At 52.9% G+C, this 19,244-nt stretch carries 14 protein-coding genes; 9 read left to right on the top strand and 5 right to left on the bottom strand.

Features of this window, described 5'->3' with window-relative positions:
- Positions 1-122: 122 nt before the first annotated feature.
- The 5 genes from ACQK2L_RS26710 to ACQK2L_RS26690 all read right to left on the bottom strand — a co-directional run bounded on the left by ACQK2L_RS26710 (position 123) and on the right by ACQK2L_RS26690 (position 7,652).
- Positions 123-812 carry a DNRLRE domain-containing protein gene (locus tag ACQK2L_RS26710; protein ID WP_425400102.1) on the bottom strand — a complete coding sequence of 230 codons (690 nt, stop codon included), beginning with the start codon at positions 810-812 and terminating at the stop codon, positions 123-125.
- 144 nt (positions 813-956) lie between these two features.
- Complete coding sequence (locus tag ACQK2L_RS26705; RefSeq protein WP_425400101.1) at positions 957-3,314, bottom strand: BNR-4 repeat-containing protein; 2,358 nt, start codon at positions 3,312-3,314, stop codon at positions 957-959.
- Between the two features lie 68 nt (positions 3,315-3,382).
- Positions 3,383-5,170, bottom strand: coding sequence for a hypothetical protein (locus ACQK2L_RS26700; protein WP_425400100.1), 1,788 nt, complete (start codon positions 5,168-5,170; stop codon positions 3,383-3,385).
- Positions 5,171-5,323: 153 nt separating this feature from the next.
- Positions 5,324-6,172 (bottom strand): DNRLRE domain-containing protein, encoded by an 849-nt coding sequence (locus ACQK2L_RS26695; protein ID WP_425400099.1) that lies wholly within the window; start codon positions 6,170-6,172, stop codon positions 5,324-5,326.
- 310 nt (positions 6,173-6,482) lie between these two features.
- Positions 6,483-7,652: a substrate-binding domain-containing protein gene (locus tag ACQK2L_RS26690; protein ID WP_425400098.1), complete on the bottom strand. Its 1,170-nt coding sequence runs from the start codon at positions 7,650-7,652 to the stop codon at positions 6,483-6,485.
- A gap of 373 nt (positions 7,653-8,025) precedes the next feature.
- On the opposite strand from ACQK2L_RS26690, the gene ACQK2L_RS26685 reads away from it, so the two are divergent.
- The 9 genes from ACQK2L_RS26685 (at position 8,026) to ACQK2L_RS26645 (ending at position 19,171) form a co-directional block, all read left to right on the top strand.
- Positions 8,026-9,042, top strand: a complete 1,017-nt coding sequence (locus ACQK2L_RS26685) for a DUF1559 domain-containing protein (RefSeq protein ID WP_425400097.1) — start codon at positions 8,026-8,028, stop codon at positions 9,040-9,042.
- A 22-nt stretch (positions 9,043-9,064) separates the two neighbouring features.
- Complete coding sequence (locus ACQK2L_RS26680; protein ID WP_425400096.1) at positions 9,065-9,526, top strand: hypothetical protein; 462 nt, start codon at positions 9,065-9,067, stop codon at positions 9,524-9,526.
- 105 nt (positions 9,527-9,631) lie between these two features.
- The gene (locus ACQK2L_RS26675; protein ID WP_425400095.1) at positions 9,632-11,419 is read left to right on the top strand and encodes a sodium:solute symporter family transporter; all 1,788 of its coding nucleotides are present in this window, start codon (positions 9,632-9,634) and stop codon (positions 11,417-11,419) included.
- On the top strand, positions 11,406-13,853 hold the full coding sequence (locus ACQK2L_RS26670; RefSeq protein ID WP_425400094.1) for an FAD-dependent oxidoreductase: 2,448 nt from the start codon (positions 11,406-11,408) through the stop codon (positions 13,851-13,853). Before ACQK2L_RS26675 ends, ACQK2L_RS26670 begins: the two co-directional genes overlap by 14 nt.
- A 519-nt stretch (positions 13,854-14,372) precedes the next feature.
- On the top strand, positions 14,373-15,209 hold the full coding sequence (locus tag ACQK2L_RS26665; RefSeq protein WP_425400093.1) for a phytanoyl-CoA dioxygenase family protein: 837 nt from the start codon (positions 14,373-14,375) through the stop codon (positions 15,207-15,209).
- A gap of 576 nt (positions 15,210-15,785) precedes the next feature.
- Positions 15,786-16,229: a response regulator gene (locus tag ACQK2L_RS26660; protein WP_425400092.1), complete on the top strand. Its 444-nt coding sequence runs from the start codon at positions 15,786-15,788 to the stop codon at positions 16,227-16,229.
- A gap of 2 nt (positions 16,230-16,231) precedes the next feature.
- Positions 16,232-17,848 carry an ATP-binding protein gene (locus tag ACQK2L_RS26655; protein ID WP_425400091.1) on the top strand — a complete coding sequence of 539 codons (1,617 nt, stop codon included), beginning with the start codon at positions 16,232-16,234 and terminating at the stop codon, positions 17,846-17,848.
- Positions 17,845-18,216 (top strand): response regulator transcription factor, encoded by a 372-nt coding sequence (locus ACQK2L_RS26650; RefSeq protein WP_425400090.1) that lies wholly within the window; start codon positions 17,845-17,847, stop codon positions 18,214-18,216. Before ACQK2L_RS26655 ends, ACQK2L_RS26650 begins: the two co-directional genes overlap by 4 nt.
- Before the next feature lie 49 nt (positions 18,217-18,265).
- Positions 18,266-19,171 carry a response regulator gene (locus tag ACQK2L_RS26645; protein WP_425400089.1) on the top strand — a complete coding sequence of 302 codons (906 nt, stop codon included), beginning with the start codon at positions 18,266-18,268 and terminating at the stop codon, positions 19,169-19,171.
- The last annotated feature ends 73 nt before the right edge of the window (positions 19,172-19,244 follow it).

The raw sequence follows: 19,244 nt of genomic DNA, 5'->3' as shown, positions 1-19,244 counted from the left end.
CCAGCAGGACGGTTCAAAGGTATGTCTTAAACCAGCAACAGAAAACAATGAGCCCTCTATCACAAAAAGGCGTCGCGCTACCTAGGGAACGCGACGCCCCGTCGTGAAGAAACTATGATCACCTAGTTGCGACGGCGAAGCAGAACAATCACCCCACCAAGGCCGATCAGGGCCAGCGAGCCAGGCTCAGGGATCGAGGTGTAGTCGATGATTAGTTCCGGCTCAGCACCCACCGCGCTTAGGGACTCGAAGAAGAAGGCGTTGCGAGTTGAACTGTCTTCGACATTCAGCTTGCCGATCAAGTAGAGCGAACCACCGATGGCATCTTGCGTTGCACTCGCCAGAGGTGCACTCGACCATTCTAGCTCGTCACCAGGAGAGACTGTGGCGGCGTTGGCAGTCAGACTGGCTATGACACCGCCGAAATCACCACCGGGAGTGGTCCAATTATCAATGCCGTTCCGGCTTGTCCATGTGACATCATCGTTGGTGAACGAGGCGGAAAGTTCATGAAAATCAATCACTACGTCTGCATTCTGGCTACTTGTATCCGTTCTGTCTGCCGTTAGCCTGAGAGTGACGTTATTGATGGTTGCGCCAGCGAGTTCTGCTCCAGAGAGATCAAAAGCAAACGCACTTCGAAGAAAGTCATTCGCGTTTGTTGTATCGCCAATGATTACGAGTGGATTGCCGCCCTGAGGGCTCGTGGCAGATTCGCGAAGAATCGCATCGTCTGTAGGAGTCAGGACAAGGATGTCTGCCGATGCCAATCCGGCTGAGAAAATCGCCGTCAGCAAGATTGCTAGTGTCATACAACGGTTTCGAACTGTTCGACGCATCATTGTTGGTCTCCACAAAGAAGTAAAATGAGAGGAAACGAAAAGTGGCACAGTCAGTTTAATCCTGTCGTCAATGCACTCTCGCATTTGCGAGGACATAGGCTGTGTGTTGGCAATTCAAATCAAACCGTTAGCAACTCTCAAGCGACTGGCGTTAATCATGAGTACTCCCGCCGCAAGGAGTAGATAGCATGAAGTGGTCGGTTCAGGCACGGCAGCAGGTGCCTGGATTGCACTAAGCGCAGTCGAACCGAAGTTCGACTTCCAAAAAGTGTAATCGTCGGCATCGATCACGCCGGTGTTGAGTGGGTTGCGCGACCCGGCGGCAAAAGCCGATGATGCATCGCCGCCCAGGTTATTTCGCCACAGGGTGTAGTCGGCCAGGTTGACGACGCTGTCGCCGTTGTAGTCACCCGGCAAACCGGCAGGGATGGTTGCGAATAGCACTTCTCCTGGCGTGGCGATCGATTCGCCTTCCGCGCCATCGTTGATGAGGAAGCTGAAGGCTACATCGGAATCGCTGCTACCAATTCCGAGGTTGTAGAGTGACCCTAAGTCGAAGACTGCCCCAGCGGCGAGTGTTAACGCGCCGGACTCCTTCAATTCCGACAGTCGTCCCGTGGTGGGGTTGGACTCCAGCCAGTCGCCACCACCGGTATTCTGGTCGTCCAGGCTGTTCCAACTGGTCAGCAGCGCGTTGGCTTCCGAGGTAATGGTGTAGCCGTCGATGTCAACCGAGAACTGCGATTGGTTCACCAGACGAGCACGGCCATCCGACGGATCGATCTGGAGCACTAGGTTGTTGACTTGGCCTGTATACTCAACCAGTCCCTGAATCACATTGCCATCAGGTCCCGTGTACGAAAACTCTAAATCCCCATCAATTCCAAAGGCAATTGCACCCGAGTATCCGTTTGCCAATACCAATTCCGAGCCTACCGAAAGCTCGGTGAACGAAGACTCTTGCAGTTCGGACAAGCGATTGACCGATGGGTTCGCCTCGAGCCATCCTCCGGCAATTGTTTGATCTTGCAGGCTATTCCAATCGGTATTGAGTAGCCCAGCCTGTGATGAAATCGTGTATCCGTCGAAGCTCCAAGTATCCTCACCAAGATGGTTGGCAATTCGCAACTCCCCAGTTCCACGGTCAACAAAAAGCGTCAAAGGTGATTGGGCTAGCGATTGTACGATTGCGACCCGCAGAATCTTCTCGTCCACAGAAGGCAAATAAAGATAGTCTTTACCACCGACAGTGGTTCCGACCGGCCGCTGAACATTCACGCCCTCGGTGATTGCCACCGGGGTCGACCAAGTCGCCCCCAAGTCGGTTGAAGTCTTTAGGAAAATATCGTCCGTGCCGGTATGAAGCGGATCGCTCGGTGAAAGAGTGCCGTAGAATCTTAGTGTACCGTCCGAATAGGTGATCCAAGATTTATCGATGTTGAAAGGACCTGGCGTCACGGTACTAACTTCCCAATCCGTACCGGTCCAGCGGGCAAGTCGGTGTTCGTAGCCACTCGCCGTACCGTCAAGCGAGTAGCCATACGTTACGACCGGGTACCCCTGTCCGTCGAGCGTCATTTTTGCCGACTGGAATCCGTGGACACCGGATGTAAAGGTCTCGTTGCCCTCAAGGTCCTGAAAAATATCGGCATTGGCAATATCAATAGGCCCTGCTGGATAGGGACTACCATCCGCCCTGTAAAAGACATCGTCCAGGACGTCGTAACGCGCGTAAGATCCATAGTGCCGCGATCCTTGTGCTCCACCTGCAGCCCATTCCCAGACTAGATGCAAGTCGCCAGACGCATCGGGGTAAACATGGTCGGGGTAGACCGTCGTGCCTGACTGTGCTGCAAAGGTAGCTAGTTGTGTCCATGTATCCGAGGTGTTATCGAAGTGATAAAGCTCTCCCGTCGGGTAATCGCGAATTATTGCGTAGAGATCGCCATTAGGCGTGGCAGTAACATTTGGATACGTAAAATTCCCGCCATCGAAAGCGGTTGGTGACAACTTGGTGAAACCGCTCGTAACGCTATTCGGTGCGTCTGACTGCAAATATCGAATGGGGTTGCCGTGCATATCGTAGAAGACATGCAGGGTGCCGTCGCCGTCGATCGCCATTGACGCCTGGGTATGACCAAGATCGTACCTGGAATCGAATGCTGTATCTCCGAGAACCCACGTATTGTTCCCTGTACGTTTGGCTACGAAAACATCGTCTCGGGGGCTATTCGGTGAAAGATAGCTTGCGTAAACAGCCCCTCGATTATCGACCACAATTGGCGACCACCACGCCGCCTGATTGTACGAACTCATGGGGCCTACGGTTTCGAGGTCCACCGACACGTATTGCGCTTGAACAGGAACGCCGAGAAAAGCAACGAAGAACAGAATACCCGAACGAAGAACCGCAAGCTGCTGCAATGAAAAGCAGCTAGCGATTAGTCCGGAATCTGAGGCGTAAGCGTTCATTAGCGGTAGTTCAAGTTGCTTGCTGCGAAACTCTTCGACATCTATTGCTTCAAATTCACATCGCTAGTTCACATGAGCTTCTGGCGACTGGCGTTAAACATGAGTACTCCCGCCGCAAGGAGTAGATAGCACGAAGTGGTGGGTTCGGGCACAGCAGCAGGTGCCTGGATTGCACTAAGCGCAGTCGAACCGAAGTTCGACTTCCAAAAAGTGTAATCGTCGGCATCGATCACGCCGGTGTTGAGTGGGTTGCGCGACCCGGCGGCAAAAGCCGATGATGCATCGCCGCCCAGGTTATTTCGCCACAGGGTGTAGTCGGCCAGGTTGACGACGCTGTCGCCGTTGTAGTCACCCGGCAAACCGGCAGGGATGGTTGCGAATAGCACTTCTCCTGGCGTGGCGATCGATTCGCCTTCCGCGCCATCGTTGATGAGGAAGCTGAAGGCTACATCGGAATCGCTGCTACCAATTCCGAGGTTGTAGAGTGACCCTAAGTCGAAGACTGCCCCAGCGGCGAGTGTTAACGCGCCGGACTCCTTCAATTCCGACAGTCGTCCCGTGGTGGGGTTGGACTCCAGCCAGTCGCCACCACCGGTATTCTGGTCGTCCAGGCTGTTCCAACTGGTCAGCAGCGCGTTGGCTTCCGAGGTAATGGTGTAGCCGTCGATGTCAACCGAGAACTGCGATTGGTTCACCAGACGAGCACGGCCATCCGACGGGTCGATCTGGACAACTAGTGTATTAGATGGGCCTGTATATTCGACGATGCCAGTGCTGATTGCTCCATCCGGGCTCGTGTATTGGAATTCCAAATCACTTTCCACCCCAAAGGCGGATGGAGCAACGTATCCGTTGGCAAGATTCAATGAGGCGCCGCTGGCAACAACTGTTGTAGAGGCAACTTCCTTCAGCTCAGAAAGTCGCTCTGCTGTGGGATTGGATTCGAGCCAATCACCGCCGCTGGCGTTTTGATCATCCAGGCTGTTCCAGTTTGTATTGAGTAAACCTAAGCTTGAGAAAATGGTGTAACCGTCGATCGAGATATTATTAGCAGCCGAAGCCGGGCCCGTGTTGAGAATAGTTAACGCGCCCGTTCCTCGATCGACTTGCAGCGTAAGAAGTTGCTCGACGAACACTTCGATGGATGTTGTAGAGCCATTGTCGACAGTACGTGCACTTAGTGCTTGGGAGGATCCCAGTGCTGTTGAACCCACGAGATTCACCGACGAAAAAGAACCAGACACCGTGCCGGTCTCGATAATCTCCCATGACGTCCCACTTGTCGGTGGGGCAATGCTGCTTAGGTCGACATCGAGCTGGCCTGACAAATCTGTAGCACCGGAGACATTGATGACCGAATGGCTTGATGCATTGGTAATCTCTGCAACCAGGTTACCTTCGACATTCAGTTCGTTCGAATTGAGATTTGCATTAGGACCCGTGATTCGCGCGGTTCCGGTGCTGCGAATGTCGAGAAGCTCTGCAGTGATCGTCCCCGTAGAGTTCACGTTCAACGTGCCAGTTCCATTGGCACCAACAACGACATCGCCTGCCAATCCTCCAGTAGAGCTCATCGCGGTAAGGCTGCCGCCGCCACTTACATTCAGGGTTCCGTTTGTTCCAGTACCGAAGCCGATTAACACTCTACCGGCCGCCGGGGCAACGCTGGTCAAGTCAGCTGTAGCAATAGGATAGGTACCTGATCCCAGTGGGTCGGGCGTATTGCTGCCGATCGCGGCGAATTCGTCAGCCAAGCTGACGTCCGGTACAAAACTCCCGCTACCGCCAACCCAGTTCGAGTTGAGATTGTAATCAGAATTGGTTGCCCCCGTGAATGTCTGCTCGATTTGCCCCATAGCAAAGTCGGAGCCAAGTAGAGCTATCCAACCGAAAGTGGCTAGAGTCCAGTGGCAAGTGTATATGCGTTTCATCACAAGATTCCCAGAAGCACTGTTAATGAGGAGAAGGGTGATCAACACAGCGAGACCGCAGCTACAACGAGCTACCGATCATCTACTCCTTCTTCGGAATCCTGCAGAAAAGATGACTATGCCACACAGCATGACGATGCTGGAGGGCTCTGGAACATTCAAGCCGGCAATAAATGCTGCGCCCTGGGGGGTGTTCTTCCATAGGCGAAAGTCGGTGAAGTCGACCACGCCGCTGTTGTCGATGTCGCTAAAGATGTTGTTTCCTGTTAGTTCTGAAGTTGGCTTGAACAGATCGCCAGCAATCTGATTGAAGTCCAGTGAATTCACAGAGCCGTCTCGATTGACATCAGCAGGATCAAACAAAGGGGTAAAGTCGATGATAAGTTCGGGCTCAGCACCCGCAGTGCTTAGGGACTCGAAGAAGAAAGCGTTGCGAGTTGTACTGTCTTCGACATTCAGCTTGCCGATCAAGTAGAGCGAACCACCGATGGCATTCTGCGTTGCACTCGCCAAGCCTGCACTCGACCAGTCTAGCTCGTCACCAGAAGAGACTGTCGCGGCGTTGGCCGTCAGGCTGGCGATAACACCGCCGAAATCACCACCTGGAGTCGTCCAATTATCTGTGCCGTTCCGGCTTGTCCATGTGACATCATCGTTCGTGAACGAGGCGGTGAGCTCATGAAAATCAATCACCACGTCCGCGTTCTCGCTACTGGCATCCGTTCTGTCGGCCGTCAGCCTGAGCGTGACGTTGTTGACGACTGCGCCAGAGAGTTCTGCTCCAGAGAGATCAAAGGCAAACGCACTTCGAAGAAAGTCGTTCGCGTTTGTTGTATCGCCAATAATGACCAGTGGATTAGTGCCCTGAGGAGTCGTGGCAGACTCGCGAAGTATACTATCGTCTGTGGGGTTCAGAGTGACGGTCACAGCTGAAGTGCTGGCACCCAAGACCAGGGTGAAAACTGCTACCAGTGACACACAGCTTAGACAACGGCGTACACAGTGATTCATCGCTCTAACTCCCTGGCGTTTGAAACAGAAAAGGCACGTGGCATGACTTGGTGAGTTGGAAAATCTACAACGGTAGGCAGGATTCCAGTGAGAAAAGTCTCCGGCTAGTCTACCGGGGAGCCGCAACTGCTTATAGCAATATCACGTAAAAAAAATAAGAAATCACGACACTGAGTGCGGCGACGGAATTGAATGGCAGTCCTTGCAGATTCTGTCCAAACACCTCTTACTTACCTTGGCACTGCATGCGATAACGCAGGGCGCTTCGACCAGTGGACTTGCGAAAGACGGACGAAAAATACTCCGGAGAGCCATAGCCGGATGCATCCGCAACCTTTGATACCGGCAAATCCGTTTCTGCAAGTAAGTATTTTGCCCGCTCTAAATGGACACGTACGATTTCGTCGCCGATCGTTCGGTTAAACACTCGGTGGAATCGCCGCTCCAACGCACGCCGCGAGATGGCTACCAATTCTGCAACGTCGCTGACCTGAATCGGTTTGTCAGCATTTGCGCGAATGAAGCGAATCGCCAGGGCGACATCGGCGTCGTTGATAGCGAGCACATCTGTAGAACCTCGTAGAGCGATACCCGTGGGTTTCAATCTCATTTGCAAGTCTTTAGCGTTCGCACCATCCAGGCACGATGCAACGAGGCTTGCGGCTTGATATCCGATTTGTTGAGAGGGATTAACGATACCCGACAACATCGGTTCTGACATCTCGCAAAGCAAATCATCGTCGTCGCCACTCAGAATTGCTACCTCTTCAGGTACCTGATGTCCTCCAGCCACTGCCGCCCGAATCAGATTCAATCCAGTAGTAACATCCCAAGTGAGAATCCCAATGGGTTTGGGCAGTCGCTTGATCCAGCTTTGCATTGCCTGCTGCTGCCTGGACCAACTCTTTTTCGATCCATTGCTCTTGTCTTCTGTGTAATTCAAGAACGGGAGTGCTGCTTCTTCACAAGCCTTTTCGATAGCTGTCTTTCGGGCGAGTGAGTAAGATTCTCCAGGCAGCCCAAGATAGCCGATTTGTGGCAGACCCCGGTCCCGAAAGTGCTCGACGGCCATAGTGGCCAACTCGTCCTCGTCGACAACTACCGTTGCGAAGTGATGATTAGAAGTCCGGATTGACGAAACGTTCACCACCGGGATTTGGCGACGAAGGAGATGCTCTGCCATTTGACTGGACGAAACCCTTGCGATGACGGCATCTCCGCGCCAATCCCGGGGTAGTCGCAAACTCTCTCCCTGTCCTCGCTGCTCGATCCAGATGTCCCAAGCGCTGTGTTTTTTAACGTAGTTGGAGATTCCACCAATCAAGCGACGCCCCCACCCGCTTGAGGTATCAACTAAGACGGCGATTCGAGGAATTTGCTCAGACCCTTCTTTCATGTTCTATCAATCCCGGATCGCTAGAAGGGATAGTCTGTAGTGAAAAGACTGTTAGAGCGGGTTCTGAATAGTCGCCGTTCAAGTTGCTCCTCATTATGGAGTGCTTCCACTCGAGAAGCCATAAGGCCTTGTCGCAATATCTTATTTTTTTTGCGCAATTGCTCCTCGCTCTCAAACCTCTAGTTTTGCAGAATGTACGTGATACAGCATCCGAGAGGCAAGCTCCACGTTACCTCCTTGTCAAGCTACCTCGCAGTTCAATCAACTCATCAAACGTTCGAACAGACTACGTGACCGCGATTAGCGGCGGGACTTATTAACTCTTTTCCATATCGGACCTCAGGTGGTCGAACGGTTATAAAGGATTAGTGCCATGGCTTACTCCAGGTGTGTGCGTACATGCTTGCGTGGTTTTACACTTGTGGAATTGTTGGTTGTTATCGCCATCATCGGTATTCTCGTGGCCTTGCTGCTGCCTGCTGTGCAATCGGCCCGGGAGGCTGCACGGCGGATGAGTTGTACGAACAATTTGAAAAACATGATGTTGGCGTGTCACAATTACCACACTACGTTCGGTGAGTTCCCATCTCCGGCTGAGGGAGCGACTAAATCGCAAGCACGAGCCAAGGGATTGCATGTGCAGATACTGCCATACATGGAGCAAGGAATCCTGAGCGACCGTGTAAAGGAGCAGCTTGATGCTGCCGGGGAGGATTTTGGAACGGAAATCCTCTCAGCCGAATTGAGCAGGACGTTCATCGAGCTGTTTTGGTGCCCCAGCAGACCCCTTCAATCGGCGGAGGACTACACCGATGCTGGGTTCTCTACTTCCACCTACTTTGGTGTTATGGGAGCAGGCCGAAATGGAGATTGCAAGAACGGCCACAAGTATGGCGGATCAGGTACCTTGGAGCAGTCACATTGCGGTGCGGTATCGAAGGATGGCATGCTGATTCCTTATGATAATATCCGCATGAAAGATGTTACGGACGGATCTAGCAATACCTTGATGCTTGGCGAAAGGGAGTACCAGCTCAGGTCGTTCTTTCTTGGAGCATACATAACGGGAAGAAGTCCAGAAGCTGCCAGCCAAATATGTAGTTATTCAGCGAAGAACATGCGGTGGGGAATTACTACTGCCCAAGACATCGGCTACTACGTGAAAGGCAATGACGCTCCGCCAGGGGCAAAGAAAGACATTCTATTTAACGACCTGTTCTGGGGCAGTTTGCATGCGGGGGTTACACAATTCGCGCTTTCCGATGGAAGTGTCCAAGCCATTGCGAACGACACCGATCTGGAAGTTCTCAAAAACATGGCCACTCGCAATGGCGGTGAAGTCACCGAAGACGTGAATGTTCTCGATGATGGTACATGCTACGGTGGATAAACACCTTCGACACTTAGTGCTCATGTCCTACCCACAAGTACACATTGCAAAGTCAATCCATCGCGGATGGGGTGAAGGAAATCTAACTCGAGCTCAAGTTGGCTGCCTGCTAGTTTCTCTTCTGCTTGCAATGGGGTGTGACACAGGTCCCCCTGAGTATCCTGTTTCGGGTGTTGTTGAGTACAACGGCGTGGCAGTTCCTACTGGGTGGGTTCTGTTCAAGTCCGCGGATCACGGACAGACATCCGCCGCTATTGACCCGGAAGGTCACTACGAAACACTACTTCCTGCAGGGAAGTACATGATTGGAGTATCTGCTCCTAGAAAATCTTCTGCTGTTGGGATGGATACCTTTGAAGAAGGTCCACTTCCACCGCATGTGCCAATTCGATTTTCGCTGCCGGACAAGACTGGTATCGTTCTTACAGTGGAGCAGAAGGAAGCGAATCCATTCGACATCGAAATAAAGGAGCGACAACGCTAAGTTAGTTTGGTCAACATTTGGTTGCATACCTCTTGGGAGAATCTCAATTGTCCCTGGGTGAGCCGTTTGCAACACGAGTGATTCGATGCAAATGAGCAATGTCCCATGAGCAGTGCAGATTACATAGTGCTCCTGCTATATCTAGCGGGTATGGTTGCGATTGGGCTCTTCTTCGCCCGTCAAAACAAAGATGCAGCTCAGATGTTCGCCGCGGGAGGGCAGTCACCGTGGTGGACATCTGGGCTTAGCGCCTTCATGACCATGTTTTCGGCCGGCACGTTTGTCGTGTGGGGAGGAATCGCTTTTCGCTTGGGCGTGGTCGCCATAGCGATTAACCTCTGCTACGGAGTTGCCGCATTGTTGGTGGGGGTGTTTGTTGCTGGGAAGTGGAAAGACCTAGGTATTCTTACTCCTGCGGAGTACATCGAGCTACGGTTTAGCCGAACAGCGCTGCATTTCTATACTTGGTGGATGATGTTCTACCGTGTGGTCAACGGTGGAGTGGCGCTCTACGCCATGTGCATTCTGTTAGTGCAGTCGATGGTCCTGGCCGAAGGTCATCCGCTCCGTGATCCCGCCACCGGCAACCTGTCATTAACTTGGGCGATTGTCATCTCTGGGGGAGTGGTTGTCGTCTATACGATGATGGGCGGCCTTTGGGGTGTCCTGATGACCGACGTTATCCAGTTCATTGTTTTAAACCTAGCTGTTGTGTTTCTTGTCGTTGTAGCGCTGAGCCAACAAACTAACTGGACGTCGTTTGTTGATGAATCACCGGATGGTTTTTTTTGGCCGCTGGCTCCCGATGCTGGCTACGCTTGGTACTTCTTGATCGGCTGGATCGTACTTCATTTCTTTATGATTGGAGCAGAGTGGGCCTATGTTCAACGGTATCTGTGTGTTTCGTCGAGTGCTGACTCCCAACGCAGTGCGTACTTGTTTGGCGTGTTGTACTTGGTCAGTCCATTCTTGTGGCTTCTGCCGCCTTTAATCCACCGATTGCAAAACCCAGTACCTATAGGAATAGGTGTGGAAGAGCTTAATGCACTGAGCGAACGCGCATACATTGATTCTTGCCTCTCATTACTTCCTGATGGGATGGTTGGCTTGATGATTGCCGCTATGTTCTCGGCGACTGCGAGCATGATGAGCTCGCAACTCAACGTATTTGCAGGTGTACTGACCAATGATATTTATCGGCCACTGGCTGGCCCCAATGTCAGTCAGCGTCGGCTGGTGTGGGCGGGTCGCTTATTCACGTTTGGCATCGGCATCTTGTTTGTTGCGGTGGCGCTCGGAGTGCCGCGATTGGGAGGTGCCGAAAAAGTGGTCATTGCCGTTACCAGCCTTGTGGTTGTCCCCCTGCTCGCGCCTTCCCTGTGGGGACTGTTCAGCTCCCGAGTCAATCAGTCCGGCGTATGGTGGACCACTGGTGTGAGTGTCGCGGTGGCTGCCGTGGTGAAGTTCGGCTGCGTGAGCGGCGGGTGGCTTAGCGGTGGCCAAGTGTTTGACTCAACGATTGCGTTGCTCGCCTCTCATGAGAAGGTCATGGATTTGCTCTTGGGGGTGCTTGTACCGATAGTCGTCCTTCTGTTGCTACAAACTCTATCTAGAAAGACATCTGTCGGTTGGGTGCGACTGTCACTCGCAGCGGAGAAGTTGAATCTTCAGCAGCCACTAACAAATCATAACCAAACGCCCGCTCGGACGGTTGCTTGGAGTCTAATAGTGTGCGGCGGAATGATGGCGATGCTGGCACTCTACGATACCGAAGGCCAGTTTATACTAACAAGTTTCGCTGCCGCTCTTCTGGGAGTGGGGATCATTCTGTTGTCAACTATCACACTGCTACGACGCGGTGTTCCAAGAGAGAATACGCATGCAAATCTATGATGCCGTTCAAGGCCGACAACTCAAAAGGATAGACTGTGACGTCGACCTAGTCGTTGTAGGAGGTGGATTGGCTGGCACATGCTGCGCGATCACTGCTGCCCGTGCCGGCGTGCAAGTCGCGTTAGTTCAGGATCGCCCGGTCTTGGGGGGCAATGCATCCAGTGAAGTTCGGTTGTGGACTCTCGGTGCTACTTCGCACATGGGCAACAATAATCGTTGGTCACGTGAAGGGGGAGTAATCGATGAACTGTTAGTCGAGAATTTATATCGAAATCCGGAAGGCAACCCGGTGATTTTCGACACGGTGCTTCTCGAAAAGGTCAGATCAGAGCCGAATATCACATTGTTGCTCAACACTTCTGTCCACGATATCGAGAAGAGCGACGGGCATATTCGATCCGCCAGAGCATTCTGTAGCCAGAACTCTACCGAATACAGATTGTGTGCGCCCTTGTTCTGCGATGCATCGGGGGACGGCGTGGTAGGATTTCTTGCCGGTGCGGCGTTTCGTATTGGTGCTGAGTCACGCATGGAGTTTGGCGAACAACTCGCACCTCGCGAAGCAAGCAACGACCAGCTAGGGCATTCACTTTACTTTTACACTCGCGACACGGGGCGGCCGGTGCGATTTGTACCTCCAAAGTATGCTCTCGATGATATCACTAAGATTCCCCGCTACAGGCAATTCAATACTCAGGAGCACGGCTGCCAACTGTGGTGGATCGAGTACGGCGGCATTCGTGACACAGTTCACGATACTGAAGAGATCAAATGGGAGCTGTGGAAGATTGTATATGGTGTGTGGAATATGATCAAAAACTCGGGACGCTTCCCAGAAGCAGAGACATTGACACTCGAATGGGTTGGGGCAATCCCAGGCAAGCGTGAGAGTCGACGGTTCGAGGGCGACTACATGCTGATTCAGCAAGATATCGTCATGCAGCATACGCATTACGACGCGGTGTCTTATGGAGGGTGGGCAATCGATTTGCATCCTTCGGAAGGAATCTACAGCGATCTTGCCCCCTGTACGCATTGGCATTCCAAGGGAGTCTATCAGGTTCCTTATCGCACCATGTACAGTCGCAATGTGCCCAACTTGTTTCTGACAGGAAGAATCATTAGTGCGTCACATACTGCATTCGGGTCAATCCGGGTTATGGCGACCTGTGCTCATAATGCACAAGCTGTAGGGCTTGCGGCAGCACTTTGCACCCGGGAGGGCATCCTGCCGCGGGATGTGGCGCACCCCAGCAAGGTTGTCGAGTTACAACAAGAACTATTGCGAGTAGGACAACACATCCCCGGGCTGGAATTGCTTGATGAATCAGATCTTGCTCGTACCGCCACGGCAACGGCTTCTAGCGAGTTTCAACTCAGTTCATTTCCTCCGAATGGCGACTACGTCTGTCTGGATCAGCCGCACGCACTGATCGTTCCTTTAGAAGCTGGGACTGTTCCAGAATTCAATTTCATAGCCCGTGCATCTGAGCAAACGACCCTGGAATGTCAGTTGCGTACTTGCAGCCGAATTGGCAACTTTACGCCAGACGTAGTTCTAGAGTCGATCACACTCTCTGTCGCTGATTCATCCGAAATCAAGATCCTTCAAAACGAACATCAGCAGTTGCACGCAGGGCATAAGTTTACCCCAGTCATTCGGTCTAGAAACGGTAATGGCGACCATGGCGGTGCAAGGCAAACTAGTATGACGGCTACCAAGCCACGCCTGGAGCGTGAGAACTCTAGCAGTACGATGCGACTCGCCTTCAATGCTAAGCTACAGGCCGATCAGTATGCCTTTATTTGCCTAATGGCTAATCCACTAGTCGAGGTTGCCCTGAGCGATCGTCTATGTACTGGTGTTGTCACAGTGTCACAGAAACATAGCAAGCGAGTAGCCACAAGCTCTAAGCAGAATCCACCTCCAGGGAGTGGGATCGATACCTTTGAATTTTGGGTCCCCGAGCGTCGACCCAAAGGTAAGAACTTGGCATTTCAGTCGACAACACCAGTCGATACGTTTGCAGCCAAGAACACCTGCAATGGCTTTCGCAGACCTGGCACCTCGTCAAACGCATGGGTTGCTGCCATCGACGACCCAACTCCAAGCTTGACGCTAAAGTGGGATGAACCACAAGCAATTAAACGTATTGAGTTGGTATTGGATACAGATCTTGATCATGCAATGGAAACGGTCTTGATGCAGCACTATGAAAACGTATCCCCCTTTTGTGTGAGAGAGTACCGAATCCTTGATGGCAACGACCAACTGCTATTTGAAGAGAGAGATAATCACCAGACACGAAACGTTGTGATTCTAGAGAAATGTGTATTAACCGACACTCTAAAGATTGAGCTTGTTCATCCCAGCCAAGACATTCCGGCATCCATTTACGAAGTACGTTGCTACAGTGATGACAATCCGACTTAGCGTGTGCTAATTTCTCCATACGGGCTTGGTTATTCGGCACAAGTACTTCTTGTTGGGTCGGCTTCACGATTCTTTGGCGGATTAACGACGAAAACCGTGCGTCTTGCTAATGTGTGATCCCTTCTTGCCCCCTCGGTGACAGCATGTACCGCAGCACAGAATCCAACCGTTGGGAATTCCTGACGTTCTATCTTCCTTTCAGCGGCCAACTTGATCCCGGAAATTGCTGGGTTCACCTGTCTCGGCTGGGGACGTGGGAGTTGACCGAACAGGCCTACCACCAAGATCGGATTACACCCTCCTTTCGAGGAGAGAATGAATAAATGCCCCAGCGATGCAGTCAATGATGCTGCGATGTGGGCACAGTCACCGACCGGGTTCGCGGGCAACATGAGTCTTGGTTGACGCTACATTCAGCGTGTTCGGTTTGCAGAACTAGCGATCCTGGCCACCTGTTACCCAGAAATTATGTCCAATTTGGTCACTTCCACGCAAACTCTTTTAATCGAGGAGACGTTCATGTCCTTGAAGCCGCTCACTGAAGAACAAGTGCGACAGTACGACAAGGATGGCTTCCTTATACTTCGTGGCTTCTTCACGGCTGAGGAGATTGGGCTTCTGCGCGACACGGCCCGCCGTGACAACAAGTTGGACGAACATGCCATATCCCGCGCCGACGGTCAAGGAACTTCAACCCGCCTGGCTCTGTGGAATCAACCTGGCGACGGCGTTTATGGCATGTTCGCTCGCTGTGAGCATATGGTTGGGCTAGCCCATCAGTTGTTACGCGATGAGCCGTACCACTACCACTCTAAGATGATCATGAAAGAGCCTCACGTGGGTGGCGCGTGGGAGTGGCACCAGGACTACGGCTATTGGTACCAGAACGGTGTTCTGAAGCCTGAGTTGTGCAGCGTGATGGTCTGTGTGGATCCCGCTACCCAGGAAAACGGCTGCCTTCAGGTTATAAAGGGCTCACACCTCATGGGACGCGTCGACCACAAGCAGAGCGGCGACCAAGCCGGCGCCGACCTTGAGAGGGTGAAAGCTGCACTGGAGCGAATGGAGCTAATATATTGTGAACTCAACCCTGGTGACCTAGTCGTCTTCCACTGCAACACCCTTCACCGATCAGATGCCAATCGTTCCGACAAGCCACGGTGGTCAATGATATGCTGCTACAACGCTCGTTCCAACAATCCATATAAGGAGTCGCACCATCCACGCTACACGCCGCTGGATGTAACTTCTCGTGCGTCAATCATCGAGATCGGCCGTGCCGGCCTGACGGACGAAAGCGGTGTGGATTGGTTAAATCCCTCAACTGACACGAGCGCGACAAGTCTCGCCGATTAGATATGTTGCGTGATCCGAACTAACTCGCATTGCTCCCCGTAGAAACAATGCACGATAACCTACGTCTGTTTCTCGTATTGCTCAGATTGTTGAGCAGCCCCAGCTTGGTAGCTAAAGCCTGGAATGGCGTGCCTGCGGTTATCGTCGTATCTGGAATCATCTGCGGTAAAGCTGTTTGAGCGTTCTCACGAGCAAAAAGGTCCATCGAAGAGGGAGGGAACGCGGTGTTAGATATTCTCCATGCGGGGACTGGGATTTGGTCAACGAGCCCTGTGGACGTGCGTTCCGCATTTTTTCGGCGCTGATTTGCTTCAGCCGATTTATGACCTACGTTTGAATGTGCCGAAGGGCGGTTCCGCCTGCCGGACCTGTTCTGCCTTGATTGCCGAATTTGACGGGCAGAGCACTCATTCGCACTCTTTTTAAGCTACATACCAGGGGCTCTTACCCCGCAGCCGCAAGCTGCCTCAGAAACTTGGCCTTGACGCCGGAGCCCCATGGGCTCGTTCTGTGTATTGTAGCCACCCTTGATTTAGATCCTGACGCTCCGTGCGTTTGTTGAATAGGAGATAGTGTATGCACGTATTAACCCACCCCCACGGCTGTCTGCCCAATTCCACATCCACTCGATCTCCGCGCATCCTCTGCGTGGACGACGATCCGGACATTCAAACCGCCATCGAACTTCGCATGCGGAAGTACGATGTGGAGGTCGAGCACGCCTTCTATGGAATGCAAGGCATCGTGGAAGCTGCACAGTGCAGCCCGGACTTGATCCTCATGGATCAGGCGATGCCGCATGGGAATGGCGAGTACCTGCTGGAAGCGGTGAAGAGCAATCCTGCGACGAGTGCGATTCCAGTGATTGTGCTCACGGGTATGCGGGACCCCAACCTGAAACACCGGCTGATGCAAGCGGGTGCCGAGGCATACCTGAACAAGCCTGTGCATTTCGACGAACTGGTTCACCATATCAGTCGCTTTATCGACCTTCGCGAGAGAGAAGTGGAAGGAGAGTAAATATGAACGGACACAACCCACTACAAGTCCTGCTGGTCGAGGATGACTCCGATGACTATCGGCTGCTAATGAAGCGGCTCCGCGATCAAGAGATCGGGGTCCATGTCGATTGGGCGGAGAATCTCACGGAAGCCTCCACCAAGGTCCGTCAAAAGACCTATGACATCGTTCTCACGGACCTGTCGCTCCCGGAGAGTAACGGTCTGGCCACCGTGGGCAAACTGCGATCTCTGGTAGGCGAACTGCCGGTTATTGTACTCACTTCCCTCGACGACGAGTGCATGGCGCAAGATCTACTCGAGTGCGGGGCGCAGGACTATCTGGTCAAAGGAGAGATCAACGGCCGCGCCACCGTCCGGGCGATCGTGCATGCGATTCAGCGCCAACGCATGCAGAATGAGCTGTCCAGATTGCTCAAAGAACGCGAGTTGAATCAGCAGCTGCTTCGCCAGCAAACAGCACTGTTGAAGAAGAAGAACCGCCGACTGAAACGACTGTACAAGACGGGGCAAGAGTTCGTCGATAACGTGTCGCATGACTTCCGAACTCCGCTCACGGTCATCAAGGACTATGTTGCGATTATTCGCGAAGGGATGGTGGGGGATATCAACGAAGAACAGCAGCGGATGCTCGACAAGGTCTCTGTCCGTGCAGACGACCTCAATAATATGGTGGACGACTTGCTTGACGTCAGCAAGCTTGAGTCTGGTTTGCTCGGTGCTTGGCGGAGAAACGTCTCGGTAAGCAACATCGTGGAGCGAGTCGCATCCATGCTTCAGCAGCGATCGAAGACGAAGGGCGTGGATTTTGAGATTGCATGCACCGACGACCTGCCAGAGGTGTACTGCGACGCTGACATGGTCGGCCGGATCATTACCAATCTGGCGATCAACGCCATCAAGTTCTGTGGCGAGAACGGAAAAGTGCGGCTGTGGGCCGAAGCCGACAACGCACGGCACCAGGTCGTAATCGGGATCACCGACAACGGTCCGGGAATCGACTCGGAATCGTTGAGCAAGATTTTCAAGCGGTTTAGCCAAGAGGAAGGCCGGGTAAAGACAACCGACAAAGGGTTTGGCTTGGGATTGAGTATCGCCAATCAGTTCTGCCGGTTGAATCTCGGCGAAATGCAGGTGGAAAGCCGCATAGGGGAGGGCAGCACCTTCTCTTTCCATATTCCGACTGCCAACCCCCCAGAGGTGCTGTCCAGGTGGATTGGTACACAATGCGGCACGCAGGAGTCATTGCAGTTGGTGGAAGTCGCACTGGGTGCTACAGTAAATGCGACTTCTCAAGCCGACTTCGATCGATTCCTCAACAGTCTGATTCGTAAGCGTGATCTCCTATTCAGGGTGGATGGTTCTAGGTGGCTCCAAGTCATGGCGGTCCCGCATTGCGAGGCCGATTACTGGGAGCGTCGCGTTGCAGAGGAGTTCCAGAAGCACAATCGCAACCGTCCGATGGGTCCGCTCCCAGAATACACCGTAAATTTTCAGGGGCGGTGGGACTCCGTGGAAGAGCGGGACGCAGTCCTTGAGGTGTTTGATCACATATTGGGCAGGTCGCCTTTCGTTACTGCCACGGATGAGTACCCCTGTTCAGAAGAGGTGGCCAAGTGACGAGCGCTCGGCGAGTTTTGATTGTAGATGATGAGCCGGATATCCGTGAAGGAGTCGGCCGCTGGCTAAACGCATGTGGCTATGAAACGAGTGTCGCGTTCGATGGCGACGCGGGAGTTGCTGCGGCTCATGCGACCAATCCGGATGCAATACTGCTCGACGTCATGATGCCGCGGAAAGATGGACTTCAGGCTCTCGAAGAATTGCGCGCCAGCCCCGACACTTCGGGAATCCCCATCGTGATGCTATCCGCTAGCCTACGGGACGAGCAGCGAGCGCTCGACGCGGGTGCGACCTTTTTCGTACACAAGCCCTACGATGGCAAGAAACTCGTGGCAGCAGTCCAGTCCGCGATTGAGTCCAGTTGAACGACAAACTTCGATCTAAGAGTATTTGAACAGCGACGGGGAGCTTGCCATGAACAAGTCTGTATTCATCGCCGATGACGACCAAGATATAGTCGACTTGCTGACTCTGCATTGCGAGCAAGCAGGTTTCAAAGTGGATAGCGCCAATAACGCGATGACGGCACTTGGGAAAATCGAAGAGAACTCCCCGGACGTGGCCATTTTGGACGTTGATATGCCACTTGGGAATGGACTATGTGTCCGTGAAATGATGGTGAACCATCAAGATCTCCAGTCGATACCCGTCATCATGCTTACTGCGAGCACCAGCGAGGAGACGGTGCGACGTTGCCACGAGCAAATGGCCTACTACGTTCTGAAATGCCCAGACGTATGGTCTCGCGTACAACCTGTACTACAAGAACTTTTTCACCTCAAGAGCGAACCCGCCGACAACATGATTGAACACGAACAAAATACTTTACGAAGCAATGGTTCTTGCGAACCGGTCGACCTGATGGACACCGTTTTCGCGATACTGGGGGCCGAAGACTCAAGTGCCGTCTTCGACCGTGATGGCGATGTGCCTCGGCGGTCCGAAGAACCGTGGGTGCTTTTGATTGAGGATGATGACGACTTTGCTTTGGCAACTCGCCTGCGTCTGCAAGAGTACGGTGTGCAGGTGATTCGAGCGGCTGCCGGTATGGAAGGCTACCGCCGAGCATTCATGGAGGCTCCGTGTGCCATCGTCTTGGACTACGAACTTCCCCAAGGGAATGGAGACTACGTCATTCGCCGTCTCAAGGAATCCCCGGCTACCGGTGATATTCCAGTCATCGTACTGACTGGGCGAAGAGAAGCGAACATCGAACGTCAAATGAGGGGGCTTGGTGCGAGCGAGTTTTTGACGAAGCCGCTAGATTGGAAGAGATTGCGCACTGCACTGGAGGCCAATCTTGACCTTGCCCGGGGATGATGGCGACATTTCCGCCGCGTGAGAACAGTTGAGATGACCTAGAGTAGCCGAACACCCATTGAGACGACATTTC

Source organism: Aeoliella sp. (assembly GCF_965227375.1).
Classification (GTDB): Bacteria; Planctomycetota; Planctomycetia; order Pirellulales; family Lacipirellulaceae; genus Aeoliella.
The sequence above is the reverse complement of the archived record's forward strand: the minus strand, read 5'-3'. Positions and strand labels throughout refer to the sequence as shown.